Genomic DNA, 19,887 nt, shown 5'->3' with positions numbered 1-19,887 from the left:
TATGAAATTAAAGAGGGTGTGTAGTTTTTGCCCGGGGTGAAGAGCGATGTCTGCGCCCACTTTCTGGAAGACTTCGGCGGTTGTTACCCGCCGTGTGTGTAAGCCGTGTTGCTACGTCAGCTGAAATGTGTACGACGGATGATCAGGTGAAATGTAGAGGGGGTGGTTAACGAGGAGTATAGAGAATACGCACGGAGGACTTAGAGATGACCACCTCCGAGGCGTTGTGCGGGCGGCGATGCCGTCTAAGGAGTTGTGGAGGTGGTAAACGCGTTGCGTAAATATGTGGCCAGGGGGCTTCTGGAGGCGGGCTACGTGGCGGAGGCGGTGGAGCTACTGTCGGGCTCCGGTATCGAGCTTCATCACGTCGACTGGGGGCTGGCGGGCGAGGCGCTGAGGCTCGCCTTGGAGAGGGGGGTCTCGGTATACGACGGGGGGTACGTGGCGCTGGCGAGGAGGCTGGGCGCCGAGCTCTACACTGCGGATCAAGAGGTGGTGAAGAGGGCCGGTTTGGATTTTGTGAAGCACGTGAAGGAGTACGGCACGTAAATCCGCGGAATTTTTTTAAATGCGGGCTCAGTAGAGCTCTATGTCTGAATTCCGCGTACCTGGAGAGGGGGAGGTCTTGGGCAAGGTGATCGAGATGCTGGGCGACGGGAGGTTTAAAGTTATCTGCGCCGACGGCCAGATCCGTGTGGCGAGGCTCCCCGGGAGGCTTAGGCGTAAGCTGTGGCTTAAAGCCGGCGACTACGTCGTTGTCGCCTTGTGGGATTTCGACAAGGAGAAGGGGGATATTGTGCATAAGTACGAGAAGAGGGACGTAGAGGAGCTGAGGAGGAGGGGGTTCGCAGATGCTATTGAGAGTCTCGACAGCTACGCGTGACGAGGAGCTCGGAGTGCCGAGCTGTGACGAGCAGCGGCGTGCTGAAAGTTTAAAAAACTCCAACGAGGCAAATGTCGTGAAGTTCCCCCCGGTGGGGGTCGACCAGGTCCTAGGCCTCCTCAAGGTGGTTCACAACCTCGGCGGGAGGGCAGACGCCATGTATATCAACGACGCGGTAGATGCCGACATGGGCGAGCTGTCCCACGTCATAGATGCCGCAGAGATGCTGGGCCTCTTGAAAGCCCACGGGGGAGATCTAGAGCTCACGCCGGAGGGGCGCCTAGCCGTGGAGAAGCCAGTGAGGGAGTTCCAGAAACACCTCAAGAAAAAGCTGGCGCACCTCGAGCCATTTGCAAGCCTCCTGGACATGGTTAAGAAAGGTGGAAGGGCGGAGGTGGAGGAGGTTATAAACTTCATCAAGGGACAAGGCTACGACGATGTGGGAGCCAGGAGGATAATAAACTGGGGTGTCTTCGCCCAGCTCATAGAGATAGACGACGGCGAGTGGGTAATCCCGGCGTAGCGTCGCCAGATCCTAACCTCCACCTCGGACACTCAACAGATCCACCCCACCTCTTTGCAACACAGTGAATATGCCAGAGGATGAGGTAACCAAGTAGATATATCGGGATGTCAAACGGCGACGGCAACGCCGTGGGAAGAGTATCATAGGCATAAGGAACCACGAGGCGATATATCCGCCCCACGGCGTTTATTACAACACCGCCTGCGAAAGCGCCAGCCCAGAAAAACACTTGAGAAGCCAGTCTTCCGAGGCCCTTGCCGTAGAGAAGCGGGCCAAGTAACATAATGACCATCACGACGTAGACAGTTGACTTTGCAAATCCGTAGAAAACGCCTAGATGCGCCACTAAATACATCACGAAGTACAGAACCATCCAGAGGGGCCTCCCCACCAATGAGTCAAAATAAGTCGCGTAGAACGAGAAAAACCCCACAGAGTACAAGGCAAGTCGCCACGACCCACCGACAAAGTGGTAGACGAGATAATTAAATAAAGAATAAATCAGAGAATAAATAGCAAAATTTCTTAACTTATCTATAATTATTAACATTACACTGTAAACTGGCAGGTACATTACTCAAATCTTCTTGTTTGCCACAGGTAAATGTTCTATAGACATCTACATACTGGGTGGCGTACATGTTTATGAAGCTAACCGGCTTATAGTACTGAGCAACTGGTATAGATGAGGAATAGCTGTATATTAGCCTACCACACATATAGACCTCCTTAGTGCTAATGGAGTAGTCTCCCCCACTACCCGGGAATGACAATTCAAAGGGCATGGTTAACACTATGGGTTTCCCCGTGTCGTACACATTTACATAAACTGAAACAACGAGATAATTATAGTCATTACTGACCTGGGCATATGTGTTTCCAGTTATAGCGTTCACAGTCGGATCAGCCAGTAGTAACCAGCTGAGATAGTTACCAATCTTTTCCAAAATCTTCCCCATCGTAGCGAAAAGCTGAGTCACCCAGCCTAGGATTTGCGAAGCAATATCATATGTACTACCGCCTTGTACGTATAGCGATGGGTTGCCACCTCGTAGTTGAGTCCCGCCGCCGTTTAAAGCCAGCTTTATCTTAAAAGCCTCTCCGGGACATAGAGCGCCATTTTGATATGGCGATAGATACGCCGCAAGCCTCATACTGTCGGTGTTTGGGTTTTGACCTCTGTCATAGATTTTGATCTCGACTCTTTGGGCGTAAAAGGGTGTTGTGTACACCGCGTATAGCCATGGCAACACGCCGTCTCTCCATAGATACGAAGTGTATCTATTAGGCTCTGGCCTGTAGAGTCCGTATATCGCTAGCTTTGCGTTGGATACCGTGGCAGTATAACCGTCGATAGGTCCTACCAATATCGGGTCGGTGGATCCGCCCGTCTTGGCGTTTTCATATGGAGGTATCCACGTGTTTATTGTATATCTCCAACAGCCGCTTGAGACCGACTGCCCATATACCCTCGTCGCATAGGTAGTACCCCAGTATATATCTATATAGTTTTTACTAGTACCACATAGTGTTAATGAGCCTATTAGATATGTGGTTGAATACGCCACGCCAGGTGGAACCGTATAGCCTGGAAACACCAAGTAATACCCATCACTCTGGACCCTCGGCGGCACGTTTAAAGCGCCAGTCGCTATGTCAGATGAAACTACGTGAAACCTCTGCCAGTAGCCTGATGCGCTCCCGTAGATTACCACAAAGGCGTCGAAAGTACACTCATAGTTTGGTGGTGTGCCGGCGATTACTAAGCTAATCTCTACCGTCTTGGCACCTCCTCTTTTAAAAACATGGTAAATTGTGGCATACGGCGCCGATGGGGAGAGGTATACAGAGTAGCCCGTCGTGTAGGAAGACCCGTCTTGATATGTTTCTCTTATCCACACGTTATGCGTAGCTCCAAACAAAGTTGTAGATGGAATAGTGGAGGCCGCCGTTATCACCACCTCAGCCGCGTAGGTATTTGGAGGAAGCTGAATCGTCCCTCCGACAGACGATGACGCAAAGCACGGATATTTGTAGTACTTGTCGGTTTGTTTTAGTTTGAAAGCGCCTATATAATCGTAGGTTGCCGTAGTCGCGTAGTAGCTATTGTATAGAGGCTCTATCTCTCCGACTGTCGGCGACTGCGGCTGATTGGTTATCCGCCTGACTGCAGGTTTATGTACTTGTCTTTGTAATACCTTAGCATTTAGCCTAGCGCTAGTTAAGTTATCGGGCGAAGCCGCCGGAATTGTCGTTGCTAGTAAGATGTGGTAGGTGGTGCGGTCATCGCTTTGCACCAAGGCGTATATCCCCTCCAAATCTGGCATTATTCCTGGCGGTCGTGTGGCGTTTCTATGGGGTAGGTACATGCACAGCTTGGTGCCCGGCTCAAGAGCTGGTGGGAGCACCACAGCGCGGCCAACTGAGGGATTTGTCTTATTCAGCTCGTTTATGTATATAATGGTGATTGCCTTTGCCTCCACGTATAGAGGCGTTGACAGCCATTCTGTGCCGTTCCACCACATGGCACCTAACATGTGCGAGGGGTGCCCAGCGAGCCCAAGCGCCGCTACTGGAAGACACACTTCAGATAACTGCTGGGCTTGAAGTAACGTAGCCAACAGTAGCGCCACAACTGGAATGAGTCTTTTCAGCATAAGTGAATGAATGAGATATTTTTAAATTTCCTATATGATACAGCCCATTTCCTATTCTTGGTACCGTATTACAAATTTATATATATGAGTAGACTTGGTCTAGGTATTTCTGGAATTCATGGCTCTTCCTGTTGCGGGAGTATGGGAGGTCGATGCGCAGGTCGGCAACCACCTTGGCGGGTCTGGCGCTCAGCACAACGATTCTATTAGCCATGTAAACAGCCTCGTCCACCGCGTGGGTCACCATCACCACTGTGTGGACCGTGGAGAGGTTCTCGTGCCAGATCTTTACCAGCTCAGACCTGAGGCTCTCCGCCGTCAGCGGGTCCAGGGCGGAGAAGGGCTCGTCCAGCAGGAGGACCTCGGGCTCCACCGCCAAGGCCCTCGCCAAGGCAACTCTCTGCTGCATCCCGCCGGATAGTTGCTTCGGATACGCCTCCTCGAAGCCGGACAGCCCCACGAAGGAGAGAAACCGCGCCGCGGCCTCCCTAGCCTCTCTCCACCCCATCCCCCTCGCCACCAGGGGAAGAGCCACGTTGTCAAGCGCAGACTTCCACGGAAGTAGAGTGGGAGATTGAAACATAAGCGCTATCTCTCTCCTCGGCCCCCTAACGGGCTCCCCCCTGAACCTAATCTCCCCGGCGTCTGGCCGCTCTAAGCCGGCGATCATCCTCAAGAGGGTAGATTTACCACAGCCAGAGGGCCCCAGCAACGCCACGAATTCGCCCGTCTCGACGTTTAGACTTATTCCGTTGAATACCTCAACCCTCCCGTAGAACTTCTTCACCCTGTCCACCTCTATCAGCGCCATCTTGCCGCCTCCTCGTAGAGCCTTTTCCACAGGTACTTATTCACAGCCACCACGACGCCGGTCATAACGGCGACGGAGGCTAGGAGGAGCGGCATGTCGCCTCGATCCGCCGCCTTAGCCATGAGGCTTCCCAAGCCGTGCACGCCCGCCAACGGCTCGGCTACGATGGAGGCGTTCCACGCCCCTCCCCAGGTCGTCAAGAGCCCGGTGATTAGGTACGGCAACGACGCCGGTATGAGGATGTGTAGCAGGTAGGCACGGCCCCCTATTCCGTAGGCCCTCGCAAGATCCTGCGGCACGTCTCGCCACGCCGCCACGGTGTTGAGCACAGCGTACACCACAGCCCCCGGCAGGAGTAGCAGAACGGCGAGGGCCTCACCCCTCACTAAGGCGCCTAGGAGGGGGTATAAAAACACAGCCGGTATGGAGGAGAGCAGGGAAACGGCCAGCAGGACCGCGGTCTCCCAGCTCGGGTTCCTCACCACGATGTAAAGCGCCGCGAGCCCCACCGCCCCGCTGAGGGCCATCACCGCGAGGACTCTCAACAGAGTGAGAGGCACCTCAGCCGCCGACACGGCGACGCCGCGTAGAAACTCGGCGAGGTGAGGGAGCGAGGGCGACGCGCCCACCCCGTAGTACACGGCGGCGAAGAGTAGCGCCGCGGCGAGCGCCGCCACCACGTGCCAGCCGTATTTGAGCCAGGCGCCCAGCGCCTCGGCGACGGCGCCCGGGGGCTGAGGCACCTCCCTGGTGAGCCTCCGCCAGAGGGTTAGGTACAGCGCCACGTTGCCCAGCACCCCCAGGGCTATGCCTACATACGCCGTCTGGTAGTCCCCCCTGTCGAAAGACTCAACCACGAGGCTACCAATGCCAAACAGCTTAACCTCGGTGCCCAGGGTGATGACCTCGGAGGCCGTTATGAAGAAGAAGGCGTTTGCCCACGAGATAGGTATGTTGTAGTAAATCCCCCTCAGAGCCGCCGGCACCAAGACGTGGCCCAGCTCAAGCCTCTCGTTCAAGTAGAGGCGGGCCATCTCCAGATACTCCCTGGGAAGCGTCTTAAAAGACTGGTACACGCTGAAAATTATATTCCAAGCCATGGACGTGAAGATCAGAAAGACAGCCGCCACCTCAGCCCCCGCCAGCGGGAAGACGTAGACAAAGACGTAGAGAGCCACCGGGAAGAAGCCAAGAATCGGCACCGACTGCAAAACGTCGAGCACAGGAAGCATAAGCGACTCCACGCGCCTAGACCTATACATGGCGTAGGCGATGGCGTAAGCTAAAGCCACAGTCACCAACAGCGCCGCCGCCATCCTGCCAAAAGTCGCCAAAAGAGCTAGAGACGCCAGAGCCACCGACCACGCCACCCCATGGACGCACCGGCAGAACAAGTATAAAAGCAGTACAGACGTCAGCACTCGGCAAAGTCCTCACAACTCAGGCGAGGTCTCCACATATGTAGTCAGTCTCGCGGCCGACCTCGGCGTCTCTAGGCCTTCTCAATAGCCTTGAACAGAAGAATAAGCTGGCCACGTGAGCTTATAGGCACGAAAACTGCGCCAGCCCCCCGGCGTCAAGCCGATCCAGCACAGGTGGAGCTCTGCTTTCCATATACAGCTCTTTTACAAATATACGTATTCGGTTGAACGCCCCCATGGCGCCCGCAACGGCCTCTTAGGCGTCAAGACAAAGCGTGAAAGGCCCGGCGAGTTCTCCCAGTTGAGATAAATCAACAGCTATCTTAACCACTTCCCCTCTTTCGTTTCGATTGCATGCTTAAACAGATCGGGAGGCGCTCAGGCGGCTTCTGCACACAGCGACAGTGGACTCCAGCGGAAGGCCCAGCGAAGCTGTTGCGCACTAATTCCGCCACGCTCCGAGCAATAATGTTTATAAAACCTTCTTTTTTTAAAATATGTTGCGGGGCTTGTTTTGGGGGTTCTGGTTGTGGCGTTTACGTTGGCTGGATATGTAGATGTCTATGTTGACGGCGGACCGGACGTCGAGGGTTTTAACTTGTACGTGTGGAACGGCTCAGACTGGGCGCCGGTGTACGTCATATATCAGCCTCAGTTTATCGACACTTATCTCGTCGCCACTGGCCAGTGGGTGTCGATGCCATATTATAACATGTCAAGATACATATTTCGCATTCCCAGAGAAGTGCGCGGACCCCCCCAGATTCCCCATGGCTTTGAGAAATGGGTCTTAGAAGTGGATAACGGAACCAAAAAAGTAGCTATTACACTAGCCGTGGGCAGAGATCACTTGAGGCGGGGGAACATCACGCTAGTCACTTGGAAGGCGCTGGGAAGGGAGGAAATAAAGACGCCTAGCAAAGGCCGGATAAGCCGGCCAATGCCGCCGAGGAAATGGCCAGAGAACAGCGCAACCAATGGCGATGCGGGTACAGCCAGCTACGCTGTGTCCACCTATACGACCATATACCCCATTGGAAGCCTTTATTTCAAGCCAGTGGCCGTCGCCGGTGCCTTCAGCGTATACCTGCCAGTGGACTCGCCAACTAATGAAGTCGTGAGGTGTGGGTTAAATAATATGCACTGGGTTGGGTTTGAGGTGCAGGACTTCACTGTTGGGGTTAAGGTAGAGGGCTATGTAACTGGGGGATATGTGACATTGGAGTTTTACAACTTGGACACATGTGCCCTGATTAGTTCGGTGTCACTCGCTCTGCCCAATTATGGGAGTTACTGGACGAATATACAGACCAATCTTCCTCAAGACAATAAAATCGGCTTAAGGATAAAAGTAAGCGGTAGAGCAGAGCTGGCGTCAATCTCAGTATATACAGCTACGAGGTACAAAAAGACTGTCAACAGCCTTGCCCAGATAGCCATATCAAAGGCGATTTCTGCCCCAACGCCAAGTATAACCGCTTCTGGGAGGTATAAGGTGGGAGTTCTCTATGGACCCTACGTAGCCTACGATGGGTTGGCGACGACCCCCACAGGGTCCAGTTATAGTAGCATATACGTCCCCCCGTCCACAGTTAGTTTAACATGGCATTGGCAGTACTGCCCGATGCTACTAGTTGAATATTATATAAACGGCGTATATTACGAGTCAACTCTTATAAGCCCAGTTTCTGGAATTAACACAGATTATCAATGTAGATACAATGTGCCTTCGAAAACTCTCCAAATAAAGCCGAGAGACTTTGCCATGTCGAAAGCTACTTCTCAAGGTGGTGGAATTTCTGTTTCAGTAGTCTACATGGCGTTTGGAAGTAGTGTCACTATTAGCTTTTCTAACAGACTCCAGATACTATATGACAGGTGGTTAGAGCCATTTCACTCGCGCTACATAGATTACGGAACCGGATTACCCTACTTAGAGTGGGGAGCTCTACTTCTCTACAATACCTTGCAAATACTAGGCCCAATTAATAACACGTCTGTGAATATTCTAACAGAAATAAGAGCTAGAACCGGTGAACTTGTGATATCCCTCGCTCACAACCAGATGGATCCCAGTTTTCATATCTGTGGCGCCGAGTGGGTGATAACAGCGCCAGTAGATAGCCAAGCGGCCTACATTTATTACGACGGTTCTTCTGTACAAGAGCCTTGGTGGTCCTCCATGGGGCGGAGGGTTTTAGATGCAGTAGACTGGCTATTGACCTTTGCACAGGGCGATAGAGCGACTATGGCATCAATTGGAGTTAAGGTAGTGTATGATGTAATCAGCGCTGCCACCCCCCAAGTATCCATAACTAGCAGTAATGGAGTATATACAATAAGATGGATAAGAGGATGGGCTGATCCCATTCCGTCAACTGTCGTGCTGAGGCTAATGCGTGCATCAGTCCCAGCGACTAGTCCTGCGTATGCCGAATGGAGGTATTTTAGAGAAGGTAGGCCAAGTGTACTGGGTTGCATTCTCTCCCCATTTTATTATGTCGTAAACACAAATATGTACCTGCCACCAAGATCGCTAAGTAGCAACAGTCTGGGTTCACAATTAGTATGGAGTTGGCGCGGCCAGACTAATTTGATATCAGAGGTGATAATTAGCTAATTGTGACTATCCCCCGCACTGTATTGGCCAAAATACTTTTTCTTGCCTCTTTCACCTGGACCCTACTCTTAGCCTATTTAGCCAGCGACGGCAGTTTCTACCCACTCGGCGCTGGGGTGTTCCTAGCTGGTTTGTACCTTATGCTCGTGGGATTAATCTTTTTCTTCCGCGGCATACCGCAACTACGTAGGCGGCTTTTAGAGGCGGCAATTGTTGTCCTTCTCTTCGTCTCTTTCTACCTCTTTCCACCTCTTTCCCTGGCGGCTATCCCCACGCTGTTTTTCATTTTACTAATGCCCCTATACCTAGGCCTTAGACACGGAGTATTTTTTGACACATTACACGTGGCCTTGTGGCTGGTGTTATCCGCGGGGCTGGGGGCTGTCCTCTATTGGCCAATGCCAAAGGTCTTCTGGGCCCAAGTCTTAAGCGCCGGCGTCTCCTCTCTCACAGCTCACTACATACTCCTCAAGATCTACCCCCGCCTCAGGAAGAGGCAAAACTTATAAGATTGTAGATATACCGAACATCGTATTCCCGTTGCTGGTAGTATTGGGAATGCAAGCCGTTGCCTAAAGCCCACCTAGGGAGTTGTTTTGCATAAGCGGGAAAGCTCCGCCTCGCGAGAATTCCAACGTAGTACGTGGCGCTCAGCGCCTTTATTTTCTACGGCGATTAAAAGGCTAGAGACGTGCAACGGGAGGATCGACTTGTCAAAGGCTTTCAAACATTGAGAACATTTATCGCAGGAGGCTGGGGACGCGGCGAGGTAGCTCGTTTCACTATCCTTCTCCCAAAGAGACGAGAGGAGAAGAGACCAGACTGAGTAGGTCTGGTGGACAGCGGCCCCCGTGGCGGGGGTATAAGAAACCTCAGCTCGAGGCCGGAACTCAATAAGTCTCGACTCTTTAGCTACCGGCCCGCCTTCTAGCTGTACAAACTCACCACAAACCTCAAGCACCTTACACCTGCTTCTCGACGATTTTCGACATCCCAGAAGACACACAGCAAGCGGCCGTTGTGCCGATTGGAGCCAACTACCGGCACTTATCAATACACTGTGGTACATAACCGGAAAACTTTACAGAGGCGTAGCGACCGTCAGCACTCGGCAAACTCCTCACAACTCAGGCGAGGTCTCCCACACATCACAGGTGAGAATCGGAGGGGTATAAAAAATACTACACATCCACACCCTTCAGCCGATGTTATTAACAAGAGTTCGTCAAACGGCGTTCGGGCGGGCCGCGGCTGTCAGCGCGGCTTTGTATCTCTTATCTTCTCCACGTCGTCTGTGGCGACTCCGTCTATCCCTCTCCGCCAGAGCTCCGCCGCGGTTGTGGGGTCGTTGACAGTCCAAGCAACGACGTATAGACCCAGCTTGTGGGCGAGGGCTATGGCCCTCTCTGTGGCGAGGGGGTAGCGGGGAAGGGCTATTTGGCACCCCAGCTTCTTCGCCTCTACCACGAGGCCCGGCGGCTTGGCGTATACCAGCCCCTTGTAGCCCTCCACGGCTTTTAGAGCGTCGTCGTGGAAGCTGATGACGGCTGCCCACCTCCCGGCGCCGGCCTCCCTAATTACTCTCTGCACGGCGGCGGCGTCTTCGGGGTGCTTCACCTCGACGAAGAGCCCGGCGCGCTCCGCCACGGCCTCAAGGGCCTCTCTCAGCGTGGGCACCCGGTAGCGGCCCTTCTCCACCCTCCTCACCTCATCCCACGTGGATGTCCTCACGTTGAGGGGCACGCCGAAGGTGCGCTCCAGCGTGTCGTCGTGGCTGAGCACCACCACGCCGTCCGCCGTGGTCTGGACGTCCACCTCCACCACATCGGCGCCGTGTCTAACCGCCGCCTCTATCGAGGGGATTGTGTTCTCCAACTCCCTCGCGGGGAACCCCCTGTGGCCAACCACCACCCGCCCCCTCAACAGCTCCAGGATATCCATAATACCCCCTCCCAAACCACAAATTATATATCTTTATGATGTCTCAATACCTATGGGCTTCTTCTCTGCCCTCAGGCTAGCCCTCCTGGGGTTGCTGGTGGTGGCGGTGCTGTCCCCCGCGGCCGGCGCCTCCTTCTTCAAAAAAGCGGTAATGGCGCTGATCGGCCTCTGGCTATTGGCAACCGCCTATTTTAAGGGGGATGAAGCTTCTTGACAGGTACAGCAGACAGATTCCGGTAATAGGCGAAGAGGGGCAGAGGAGGCTTAGAAACACCTCCGTGGCGGTGTTCGGCGTGGGGGGCCTGGGCACTTTGGTTGCCCGCTACGTGGCCGGCGGGGGCTTCAAGAAGCTGGTCCTCGTGGATTTCGACACGGTGGCGCTTTCGGATATACACCGGCAGATTCTCTACACCACCGACGACGTGGGGAGGCCCAAGGCTGAGGTGGCGGCGAGGGTCCTCTCGGCGGTGAATCCCGAGGTCGAGGTGGTGCCTATTGCAGAGGCCATATCTCCAGACCTCGCGGATCGGGTCGTGGGGGAGGTCGACGTCGTGGTAGACGCCTTGGATAACTGGGCGTCGAGGCATTTGGTGAACGCCGCCGCCGTGAGGCGCAGAAGGCCTTTGATACACGGGGCGGTTCAGGAGTGGTACGGCCACGTTACCACGGTAATTCCAGGAGAGACGCCCTGCCTCGAGGATTTGTTTGGACGGTTCAAAGCACTCCCGGCGTGCGCCGCGGGGTTCTGCCCCGTCCTGGGGCCGGCCGTCGGCGTAGTTTCTTCAATAATGGCGCTGGAGGTTTTCAGAACGGCGCTGGGGTCCCCCGCGCTGGCTGGGAAGCTACTGGTGATAGACCTCAGACACATGGCCTTCGACACGATAGAGCTCCAGCGCAACCCCAGTTGCCCCGTCTGCGGTGCGGCGGCCGATAAGTAGCAGAGCCTGGGGGTAGGGCAACGGGGGAATGGAATTTGCCCCCTTTGGGCGGCGGAGGCCGCGGCTTCTGTGTAAAAGAGATTAAAGTTATAAATCGGATGCGTGGTGGAGTCTATGAGGCTTACGCCGGCGCAGAGGCTTGTGCTTTACTACATGGCTTTTGAAATGGTGTACCACGGCAAGAGCTGGTTTACTTTTGAGGACTTGGCTAGAGGCACGGGGCTGGCTACGAGAACTCTGAGGGCGGCTCTGGTGGCGCTTAGGAGGCGCGGCTTCATTGAAAGCTACATGGTACCTGGCAGGGGGAGACGCCTCCTCCACAGATTAAGATTCGACAAGCTCGTCCCCGAGCCAGATCTCCAGGGGGTGTACCTAATAGATGCCGCAGGCGACGTGCTAACTCCAGACGCCTTGGCTATTTTAAGCAGAGCAGATGTTGTTCTATACACAGATAACGTTAATTTGAAAAAGTTGGAAAGCGTTGCTAAAAGACTTGAGCCCTTTAGGGGCGAGGTGCCGCAGGAGGGGGCGGTGGCCGTTGTGTTTAACTCGCTACTCGACTGGGACAAGGTTGCCCACTTGGCGCCAAACGCGAGGTATATCTGCGCCTCCAATGCGCTAGATAAGGCTATTGGGATCTGCCTCACGTGCGGCGACGTGGATATAGACCTACGCACGATACGGATCAAGTCCCCGGGCCCCGACATGGACAAACTGTTGCTAAACTACGAAGTAGCGGGGACCATCACCGTGGAGGGGTGCGGCGGCAGGAAGGCGGAGCTGATAGTACTGAAGCTCAGGGATCCTAAACGCTGAGCTGCTCCAGTAGAGGCGTGTATTTGAATAAGCTGTCGGGAAACACCAACACTGTGACCCCCCTGTAGGAGTTTTTTAGATAAGCGCTGTAGACGGCCCCCGCGCTTGGCCCAATTAAGAGGCCGTGTCTCTTGGCGAACTCCCTAACCCCCCTAAGGGCCTCCTCTAGAGAGATATCCACAATCTCGGCCTCGACTAATTTAATCCACTTCATGCCTGTCTCCACCCTCCTAATCCCCGGAATCCAGTCCCTCGGCTGCACGGCCACCAGCTTGGTGCCGTACCTCACGCCGAAGTAGAACCCGAGGGCCGAGGCGTGGCCCGAGGTGCCGATCCCCGCAATTATGTAGTCGGGCTTCTTCCCCAGCGCGGCGAGTTGCCAGTCTATCTCAGCCGCCGTCTTGAGGTGGGCCACGAAGTTGAGGTCGTTGCCGAACTGGTTTGGGTGCACCGCCCCCTCCCTAATGTCCTTCTCAAGGTGCTCCAGAGCCTCCACCGTCATCGAGACGTCGAGTATCTGCCACTCGGCGCCTAGGTAGTTGAGGAGGGGGACGACGTACCTCCCCGCCGTAGGGATGTATATCTTCACCCTCTTCCCCAGCACGTTGCCAAGCGCCGCGAGGGCGACGGCGACGTTTCCGCTGGAGACCTCCACAATTCTGTCACCCTCCACAGACTTCAGGAGGTAATACACAGTCCTGTCCTTGACACTGGCGCTGAAGGGGTTGAACCACTCCAGCTTCGCATACGCCTCGCCGGGGCCCTCCGAGATTTTGAGAAGAGGCGTGGGCCAGCCCCCCCTCAGCAACTCAAGCGAGTTGTTAAACACGCGGTGCGGGCTGGGCCTTGGGTAGAGCTCTGCGAGAGACACCTCCTCCCCCACGGCGACACTCCTCTCGAAAAGCGGAGACAGACAACGCGCCGCCTCTCCATCGCCCACCCTCAGCTGGCCCTCCCTAATCAGCTCTCTGTAGTATTCGAGACACACCCCAGCATTGTGGAGGAGATTCCCCAACTATATAAATCTAAGCGGCGGACCTCTCAGCCAGCCCTAATGGCGGCGGTCTCCCTAATTGCCAGATTATACGTCCGACTCAGCGCTATGTGGACCGCAGTCATCGAGGCGTAGACAGCCAAGGCCGCGGCGGCGATGCCGTTTATCTCCGAGGAGTGAAACACGGTGGCCACCATGCCGCTGAGCAGACTACCGACGCCGATCCCTAGGCCGAGCACCACGCTGTATATACCCATCACGGTGCCTCTGTACCTAATGTCGGCTTCGTCTCCTATCAGCGCAAGTATGCTGGGCCCAATCGCCGACGTTAGGAATAAGAGAGGCGCCGTGACGGCTATGGCCTCAACTGGGCCGAGGCCCGTGTGGAGAGCCGCATTGAGAACAGCCAGCGCGGCGAGGCCCCCCACCAGGCCCAGCCTAAACGTCTTTACCCGGCCCCACCTGTCCGCCAGCCTGCCGAAGATAATTGCGCCTGCCCCGAGGAGCGCCAAGGCGCCTATGAAGAGCAGGCCAACCACCAGATTCTCCCCAAGCCTCCCCACTATGTGTTGCACGGCGCCGTGGCTGGCGTCGCCCACGCGCAGGATGCGGGGCGCGTACATCGCCATGCCGATTATCGACGTTAAGGCAAACCACACGGGGAGGAGAGCCAGGGCGGATGGCGGTAGCACGGAGAAAAGAAGCCTCCCCTCCTCCGGCGCCGCCGGCCTAGTCTCCGACAGAAACTTGGCGAAGAGAGGCGTCGCCGCGGCTGTGAAGAGGGCAACGACGAGATACGCCGAGGGGCCGTGGAGGGCGGAGTAGAGGGCGGAGCCCAGCAAGTAGCCAACGCCGTAGCTCGCCAGATTGATAAACTCGAAACCGCCCATCCCAAGCCCCCTATTCCTCACCTCGGTGAGGTCGGTGGCCATGGCCAGGGAGGAGGTGAGTATAAAAGCCGTGGTCAAGCCAATCACGCCGTTCAGCAACGCCTCCAGCCACGGAGTCCCGCGGGTGTAGAAAGCCCAGGCCAGGAGCAACATCGCAACAGACCTAACCACGTAGCCAATTACCAGAGTCTTCTTCCGGCCGAGGGTATCCGACCACCTCCCCGCGATCAAAGCCCCAATCGCCTCTAGGAAGGGATACGACGCGAGCACCACGCCGGCCTCCAGATTCCCGCCGCTGGCCAGCTTCACCACCAGAAAGGCGCTGGCCCCGGAGCCTATACGCGCCACAAATATCGGAATGTAAGACGCGGCAATCCTCATACCGCCAGCCGGGCTTCCTATTTATATAGTTTCCTCATATGCAACCGCCACGAGATAATCTAAGTCAACCGCTGTTCCCCCAAACGCGACACCCCATGCGGCGAGCATCTAGGCTCTACACATCGGCAACAACCTCATCAGCACCTTCGGTGGGCGCGTTGATGGTGAGCTCCAGCCCCGCCGAGGGCGGCGCTGAGTTCTACCGCCTCTTGAGACGTGGGTATATCTTTAAGAGGATGTAGTGGGCGGCTAGCGTGGAGGAGATCGCGGCGAGGACTTGTCCCCAGAGCGTCTTGGGCAGTGGCGTGTATAATGCGGCCGAGAGCGCTGTGGAGATGGCTAGCCAGAGCACTACGTGGATAAAGTCCATGAAGATGCGGTGTTTCCACCCGAGATATACGGGGTACAGCAACACAAAAAACAAAGCCGGTATGGCAGAAAGCGAGAGAGGCGGAAAGACGTGGAAAGAGGCGAACAGCGCCACCAAGACAGCCGCCTCAACCACCCTCCTCACCGGCTCTGGCACAGTATGAAAGAAAAACACAACCCCGATCAACACAAGATACATAAGAGAGAGGAAGACGCCAGCCCCCAGAGGATACAACACGCCGTCCCCCACCCAGTATGAAAAAACTAGAATTAGTGAAAAAGAGAAAAAGAACAGCAACTTAGACGACATTAGCGCGCGCCGATGGTCAACGCATCCGTTGATAGTTGAGTTTGGCCGCGCCACGTCCAGATCTTTACCAATCCCCCCTGGCTTACTCCACCGGGAGGTAGGTACATTTTGGTATTGACATTACGATATACAGTAAAGCTACAAGCCAGATGTGAGGTGGGATATGCTTCTCTGAAGTATCTCCACTCTGCATAATAAGGCGACCGCAAGGCATCGGGGTCTAATAATATGACTACAGTTGGCGGCGGAGACTCGGCCCAGCCCTTGATCCAAGTGACTGTGGTAACACCGTTTGAGTATACGGCCCTTACAGAACCGCTGGCCGAGTTGAAGACGTCCCGCACTATCTTCACCGCAATGGATGCCGCTGTGGCTTTATCGCCCTGCGTAAACGTTAGAATCCAGTCTATGGCATCTGTCACTCTCTTGCCCAGCGCCGCCCACCACGGCTCTTTCGGTCGCTCAATACCGTAACCGTAGAAGAGTCTGGCACTTCTTACATGCACTCGTACCGTAATCACCCACTCAGCGCCGCATATGTGACTTAAACTATCCAACCGGTTGTGAGCAAGTGAGAGCGCCAACTGAGAGGGCGAACTCCTCACCTCTGTAATCATGTTTAGATTAGTGGCTTTTATAGAGCCAAGAATTTGATATGTGTTAAGAAGTAGCATGACGCCCCAATTTAGATAAGGCTCACCAGTCTTATTATCTATGTAATTGGAGTGGAAGGGCTCTATCCAGCGGCTGTACGCTATTTCCAAGTTTCCACTGTAGTCTATTGTCGCGTCGGGAGAATTCCATACTTGGTAAACCACCGACACCGTTATCCCGCCGCCGCTTGACAGTGCTTTTGAGATTGCGTAGTCTCTTGCCCTAAGTTGGAGCACTGTAGACGGGACCTCGTAGATACAGTAGTAGCCACCGGCTGGCGAAGAGGTGGTTGGCCCCACAAATCTCTGTAGGTAGAGGACTCCATTAACATAATACTCAACGAAAATTGGCGAGCAATATTGCCCGGTCCAGTATAGCCTCACTGTCGAGGGCGGTAAGTAGATGTAGCTAAACGTGGTGCCCGAGGTGGTGGCGGCCAAGCCGTCGTACGCCACGTATGGGCCGAATAATACAGCTACCTTGTAGCGGTAGCTAGATCTAACTGTGGGAGTTAAGTAAGTCGTTGCTTTTGTCGTGGCTATCTGCGCCAAATCGTTAACCGTCTTCCTATATCTCGCCGCTATGTATACGTTAATGGTGGTGGAGTACGGCGCGTAGCCGCTTGCCCGTATTCTGACGCCTATTTGAGAGTCTTGTGGTAGCGTCACGTATAGGTTTGTCCAGTAGACACCAGAGCTGGGTGGTGTTAGGTACATCGTAGTTATGTAGGTACACGTGTCTAGGTTGTAAAACTCGAGCGCCACAGAGCCGTAGTAGAGTGCACCAGACACCTTAACGCCTACTGTGAGGTTTTGAACTTCGAAACCTACCCAGTGCATTTGAGATAATCCACACAGAGTGTTGATACCAGTTGGTGTATCAACTGGTAAATACGTAGCGAAAGAGCCACTTACAGTAATTTGTTTGAAGTATAAGCTACCTATTGGGTATATAGTCGTGCCTTTAGCCACTGCGTAGCTGGTTATGCCCACCTCTCCAGTAGCTTTGTCGCGCTTTGGCTGGCCTCTTGGCGTTGTGAATTTGCCGCGGTAGGAGGTTCTAGGGGGTTCTGTGCCTAGGGTGCTCCAAGTTGCAAGCGTGGCGTTTCCCTTTGTTATGGGTTTTCTACCCACTGCCAGCTCTACCACCGCCTTCTTAGTCCCATTCTGCACCTCTAGCATCCACCGCTCTAGGCCTGGTGGCGTACTGGGCGGGCCGCGTCTAAAGGCCTCTCTGGGGATGTGCAGTACGTATCTCGACATGTTGTAGTAAGGCATCGAAATCCACTGCCCGGTGGAGGCTATGTAGGTGTCTATGTACTCCGGGACGTAGGTGACGTAGACAGGCGCCCAGCCCTCCCCATCCCACGCGTATATATGTAAACCTTCAACCTCCGGCCCCTCCTCTACATACACCTCCACATACCCAGCCAGCGCCGCAACAGACAGCGCCACCACAAGCACCAGAACTCTAGCCGACAACATGCCTCAAAAAAAGGGCTTTATAAACATTTCTGGACACTGTACACCGTTGCCGAAGGCGGAGTGCGTTGGGAGAATAGCCGTTACAGAATTAGGAAGAGAAGAGTGTACAAGGGCACGCGGCGGATGGGTGCCAAGGACCCCATGACGGGGACTGCGTTGTGAATAAGCCACGCAGATGGGGCACCTCGCTATACACTTTTCACGACCCCCCACAGAAGGTCGTGGCGGAACCTGAATGCTTCGCGCGTCCTCGTGTCGAAGACTTCAAACTCGTCGTTCAACGGCTTAATTAGGTACGGCCCCACCCGCTCTGGGGAGTGGCCCGAGGTGGACAGCGCGAGGTACATGGCGGCCGCCATAGCGGGGCCCCTGAGTCTGGGGCAGAAAAACGCCGCGGTCTTGCCGTTCGCAACAAGCTCCTCCAGCCTCTTGTAAAACTCCTCCATTGCCCTGTCGTCCCCTACAAGCTCCACGGCCCTGAGGGCCCACTTAACCGCGATGCCGAATTCAATCCCGACGCGGGCGAAGAACCACGCGTCGCTTGTGTTAGCCGCCAGCTTAGCCCGCTGCGCCTCTAGGAGCCGCAGCTGCTCCGTGGTATAGCCGGAGTTGTCGCCCCCCAGCAACACGTTGATGTACTCCCTGAGGAGGCCCCAGCCGCCCGGTCCCATCCTCTCCTCAAAAGCCCTGTCCACCACCTCCCCCACCCAGTCCACCAGCCTCCGGAGGCCCTCCCTCCACGGCGCCGGGCCGTCGCACCCGCAGTCCCGGCTCCACCTGCCCAGCCCGTGGGGGCAGCTCCAAGACGTCCTCTCGACGATCTCCACCTCCCCCCTGTACCCCCTCTCGTAGAGGGCGCCGAGGTTGCCCAGCTCGCCCCGCCTCGCCTCTATGAAGTGGGCCAGCATCTTGTCGCCTCCCTTTATGTGGTGGCCGAAGGTCTCGCCGTCGAGCGCAACTACGACGTCGCCAGAGGTGCCTTTCAGCAACTCCCCAAACTTCTCAAATCCGGAGAAGGCCAGGGCGTTGGAAAGCTCCTCGTCCCTCACGAATACGGCGATGCTCCTACCACTCGGCAGGACGACTTTATACGGCCCGCCAGCGCGGCGCCCCTTCACCTGGCTCTGGGTGAGCACCGTGTAGTAGATGCCGCTGTCCACCAGCGCCTCCAGAGTCTCCAGATCCACCGCCATCTCCGGCAGCCACATCCCCTCGGGGCTCCTCTTGAAAACCCTCTTGAAGTACTCCACCCCCCAGTAGATCAAGACGTCCCTATCCCTCCTGGGGACTAGGGGCAGAATTACGTGGTAGTAGGGATGCGCCAGGGCGTTGCCGTGCCCCCACCTCTCCAGCCCCGCCTTATCCGCCTCCAGCAACGCCTTGTAGACAAGGGGCCTGTGCGCCCTGAGCCAGTTCATCAGAGGGGGGCCCACGTCGAAGCTAACCCAGCCGTAGTTCCCCAGCTCGGCGTTGGGCTCGTAGCACTCCCTCGAAACCCTCTCGTTCCAGTGCCTGTAGGGCGAGGCGGAGGGCTCCGGCAGTATGAGCTCAAGCCACGGATCCGCCCTCTCCGGCTGGTAGAGATGGAGATGAAAAACAATCACGTGTAGAAGCCGCTGTGGATATATAAACTAACAGCCAAATAGATGCAATATTTAAACACCAGCACTAAACACGTCGTGGATCGCCTAGCCGCGGTCGCGCTAGCCACCTCGGTGTTCGCCTTAATGCTAATGGCGACATACTACATAATGGTGGTCAGGTCACCCACGGAGTTTAGGAATATCACTAAAAAAGAGCTGTTAGTAATCGCCGCCATTTTACTTCTCTTCTTTACCGCGACCTGCCTCCTCGTCCACTGCCTTAAGTAAAGCCGGTATAACCATCTCAACATCGTCGGGCCCCACGTACTTGACGTTAATCAACTGGACGCCACCCCGGAACTGGAAGTATACAAATTCGCAGAAGCCGCCGAGAAGGGGGCGCCTCCTGGCCAGCACTCTGTAGCGCTCGGTGATCTCCACGGCCTCGGCCCCCTCGGGGACCTGCGCCACTTCTCTAAACACGTCCATAGAAATGACGCGTATTCCGTCTTCCTCAACGATCCGCGCCACGGGCTCCCCCCTCTCGTCGACGTAGGTCTTAACAATAGGCACGGGGGTGGGAGAAAAACCAGTTTAAAAAAGAGAGTT

At 55.3% G+C, this 19,887-nt stretch carries 20 protein-coding genes; 9 read left to right on the top strand and 11 right to left on the bottom strand.

Going from position 1 to position 19,887, the window contains the following annotated elements; all coding sequences use genetic code 11:
• Positions 1-255: 255 nt before the first annotated feature.
• The 3 genes from P186_RS11600 to P186_RS11590 all read left to right on the top strand — a co-directional run bounded on the left by P186_RS11600 (position 256) and on the right by P186_RS11590 (position 1,406).
• Complete coding sequence (locus P186_RS11600; RefSeq protein WP_014289689.1) at positions 256-549, top strand: type II toxin-antitoxin system VapC family toxin; 294 nt, start codon at positions 256-258, stop codon at positions 547-549.
• A gap of 40 nt (positions 550-589) precedes the next feature.
• Positions 590-883, top strand: a complete 294-nt coding sequence (locus tag P186_RS11595; RefSeq protein ID WP_014289688.1) for a translation initiation factor aIF-1A — start codon at positions 590-592, stop codon at positions 881-883.
• Positions 884-959: 76 nt separating this feature from the next.
• Positions 960-1,406, top strand: coding sequence for an AAA-associated domain-containing protein (locus P186_RS11590; RefSeq protein ID WP_014289687.1), 447 nt, complete (start codon positions 960-962; stop codon positions 1,404-1,406).
• Here P186_RS11590 and P186_RS11585 read toward each other — a convergent pair.
• From P186_RS11585 to P186_RS11570, 4 genes are all read right to left on the bottom strand, one after another.
• Positions 1,366-1,842, bottom strand: coding sequence for a hypothetical protein (locus tag P186_RS11585; protein WP_148683034.1), 477 nt, complete (start codon positions 1,840-1,842; stop codon positions 1,366-1,368). The two genes, P186_RS11590 and P186_RS11585, sit on opposite strands and share 41 nt — an antisense overlap.
• A gap of 97 nt (positions 1,843-1,939) precedes the next feature.
• Complete coding sequence (locus P186_RS11580; protein WP_014289685.1) at positions 1,940-4,066, bottom strand: hypothetical protein; 2,127 nt, start codon at positions 4,064-4,066, stop codon at positions 1,940-1,942.
• Positions 4,067-4,142: 76 nt separating this feature from the next.
• The gene (locus P186_RS11575) at positions 4,143-4,877 is read right to left on the bottom strand and encodes an ABC transporter ATP-binding protein (protein WP_014289684.1); all 735 of its coding nucleotides are present in this window, start codon (positions 4,875-4,877) and stop codon (positions 4,143-4,145) included.
• Positions 4,868-6,193, bottom strand: coding sequence for an ABC transporter permease subunit (locus tag P186_RS11570; RefSeq protein WP_148683228.1), 1,326 nt, complete (start codon positions 6,191-6,193; stop codon positions 4,868-4,870). Before P186_RS11570 ends, P186_RS11575 begins: the two co-directional genes overlap by 10 nt.
• Before the next feature lie 619 nt (positions 6,194-6,812).
• On the opposite strand from P186_RS11570, the gene P186_RS11565 reads away from it, so the two are divergent.
• A complete protein-coding gene (locus P186_RS11565) occupies positions 6,813-8,918 on the top strand; it encodes a hypothetical protein (protein WP_148683033.1) in 2,106 nt (701 codons plus the stop codon).
• A 2-nt stretch (positions 8,919-8,920) separates the two neighbouring features.
• Positions 8,921-9,427 carry a hypothetical protein gene (locus P186_RS11560; RefSeq protein WP_237179408.1) on the top strand — a complete coding sequence of 169 codons (507 nt, stop codon included), beginning with the start codon at positions 8,921-8,923 and terminating at the stop codon, positions 9,425-9,427.
• A gap of 745 nt (positions 9,428-10,172) precedes the next feature.
• Here the strand turns inward: P186_RS11560 and P186_RS11555 are convergent.
• Positions 10,173-10,859 (bottom strand): glycerophosphodiester phosphodiesterase, encoded by a 687-nt coding sequence (locus P186_RS11555; protein ID WP_014289678.1) that lies wholly within the window; start codon positions 10,857-10,859, stop codon positions 10,173-10,175.
• Positions 10,860-10,911: 52 nt separating this feature from the next.
• Between P186_RS11555 and P186_RS14110 the strand changes: the two genes are divergently transcribed.
• The 3 genes from P186_RS14110 to P186_RS11545 all read left to right on the top strand — a co-directional run bounded on the left by P186_RS14110 (position 10,912) and on the right by P186_RS11545 (position 12,613).
• Positions 10,912-11,073 carry a hypothetical protein gene (locus tag P186_RS14110; protein WP_014289677.1) on the top strand — a complete coding sequence of 54 codons (162 nt, stop codon included), beginning with the start codon at positions 10,912-10,914 and terminating at the stop codon, positions 11,071-11,073.
• Positions 11,060-11,797, top strand: a complete 738-nt coding sequence (locus P186_RS11550; protein WP_014289676.1) for a HesA/MoeB/ThiF family protein — start codon at positions 11,060-11,062, stop codon at positions 11,795-11,797. The genes P186_RS14110 and P186_RS11550 overlap by 14 nt, the downstream gene beginning before the upstream one ends.
• Positions 11,798-11,911: 114 nt before the next feature.
• The gene (locus P186_RS11545; RefSeq protein WP_148683032.1) at positions 11,912-12,613 is read left to right on the top strand and encodes a helix-turn-helix domain-containing protein; all 702 of its coding nucleotides are present in this window, start codon (positions 11,912-11,914) and stop codon (positions 12,611-12,613) included.
• On the opposite strand, the gene P186_RS11540 is transcribed toward P186_RS11545, so the two are convergent.
• The 5 genes from P186_RS11540 to P186_RS11520 all read right to left on the bottom strand — a co-directional run bounded on the left by P186_RS11540 (position 12,603) and on the right by P186_RS11520 (position 19,299).
• Positions 12,603-13,601 (bottom strand): pyridoxal-phosphate dependent enzyme, encoded by a 999-nt coding sequence (locus tag P186_RS11540; RefSeq protein WP_148683031.1) that lies wholly within the window; start codon positions 13,599-13,601, stop codon positions 12,603-12,605. The two genes, P186_RS11545 and P186_RS11540, sit on opposite strands and share 11 nt — an antisense overlap.
• Before the next feature lie 53 nt (positions 13,602-13,654).
• Positions 13,655-14,878 carry an MFS transporter gene (locus P186_RS11535; protein WP_014289673.1) on the bottom strand — a complete coding sequence of 408 codons (1,224 nt, stop codon included), beginning with the start codon at positions 14,876-14,878 and terminating at the stop codon, positions 13,655-13,657.
• Between the two features lie 199 nt (positions 14,879-15,077).
• Entirely contained in the window at positions 15,078-15,485 is a 408-nt protein-coding gene (locus P186_RS11530; protein WP_237179407.1) for a hypothetical protein, read from the bottom strand.
• A gap of 71 nt (positions 15,486-15,556) precedes the next feature.
• Positions 15,557-17,695, bottom strand: a complete 2,139-nt coding sequence (locus tag P186_RS11525; protein ID WP_014289671.1) for a hypothetical protein — start codon at positions 17,693-17,695, stop codon at positions 15,557-15,559.
• Between the two features lie 188 nt (positions 17,696-17,883).
• Entirely contained in the window at positions 17,884-19,299 is a 1,416-nt protein-coding gene (locus tag P186_RS11520) for a DUF3536 domain-containing protein (protein ID WP_014289670.1), read from the bottom strand.
• Positions 19,300-19,374: 75 nt separating this feature from the next.
• On the opposite strand from P186_RS11520, the gene P186_RS11515 reads away from it, so the two are divergent.
• Complete coding sequence (locus P186_RS11515) at positions 19,375-19,566, top strand: hypothetical protein (protein ID WP_148683030.1); 192 nt, start codon at positions 19,375-19,377, stop codon at positions 19,564-19,566.
• Here P186_RS11515 and P186_RS11510 read toward each other — a convergent pair.
• Complete coding sequence (locus P186_RS11510; protein WP_014289669.1) at positions 19,516-19,851, bottom strand: hypothetical protein; 336 nt, start codon at positions 19,849-19,851, stop codon at positions 19,516-19,518. The two genes, P186_RS11515 and P186_RS11510, sit on opposite strands and share 51 nt — an antisense overlap.
• Positions 19,852-19,887: the final 36 nt, after the last annotated feature.

Origin of the sequence: Pyrobaculum ferrireducens (assembly GCF_000234805.1) — an archaeon.
GTDB classification, from domain to species: Archaea; Thermoproteota; Thermoprotei; order Thermoproteales; family Thermoproteaceae; genus Pyrobaculum; species Pyrobaculum ferrireducens.
This window is presented reverse-complemented; position numbering and strand designations above follow the sequence as displayed.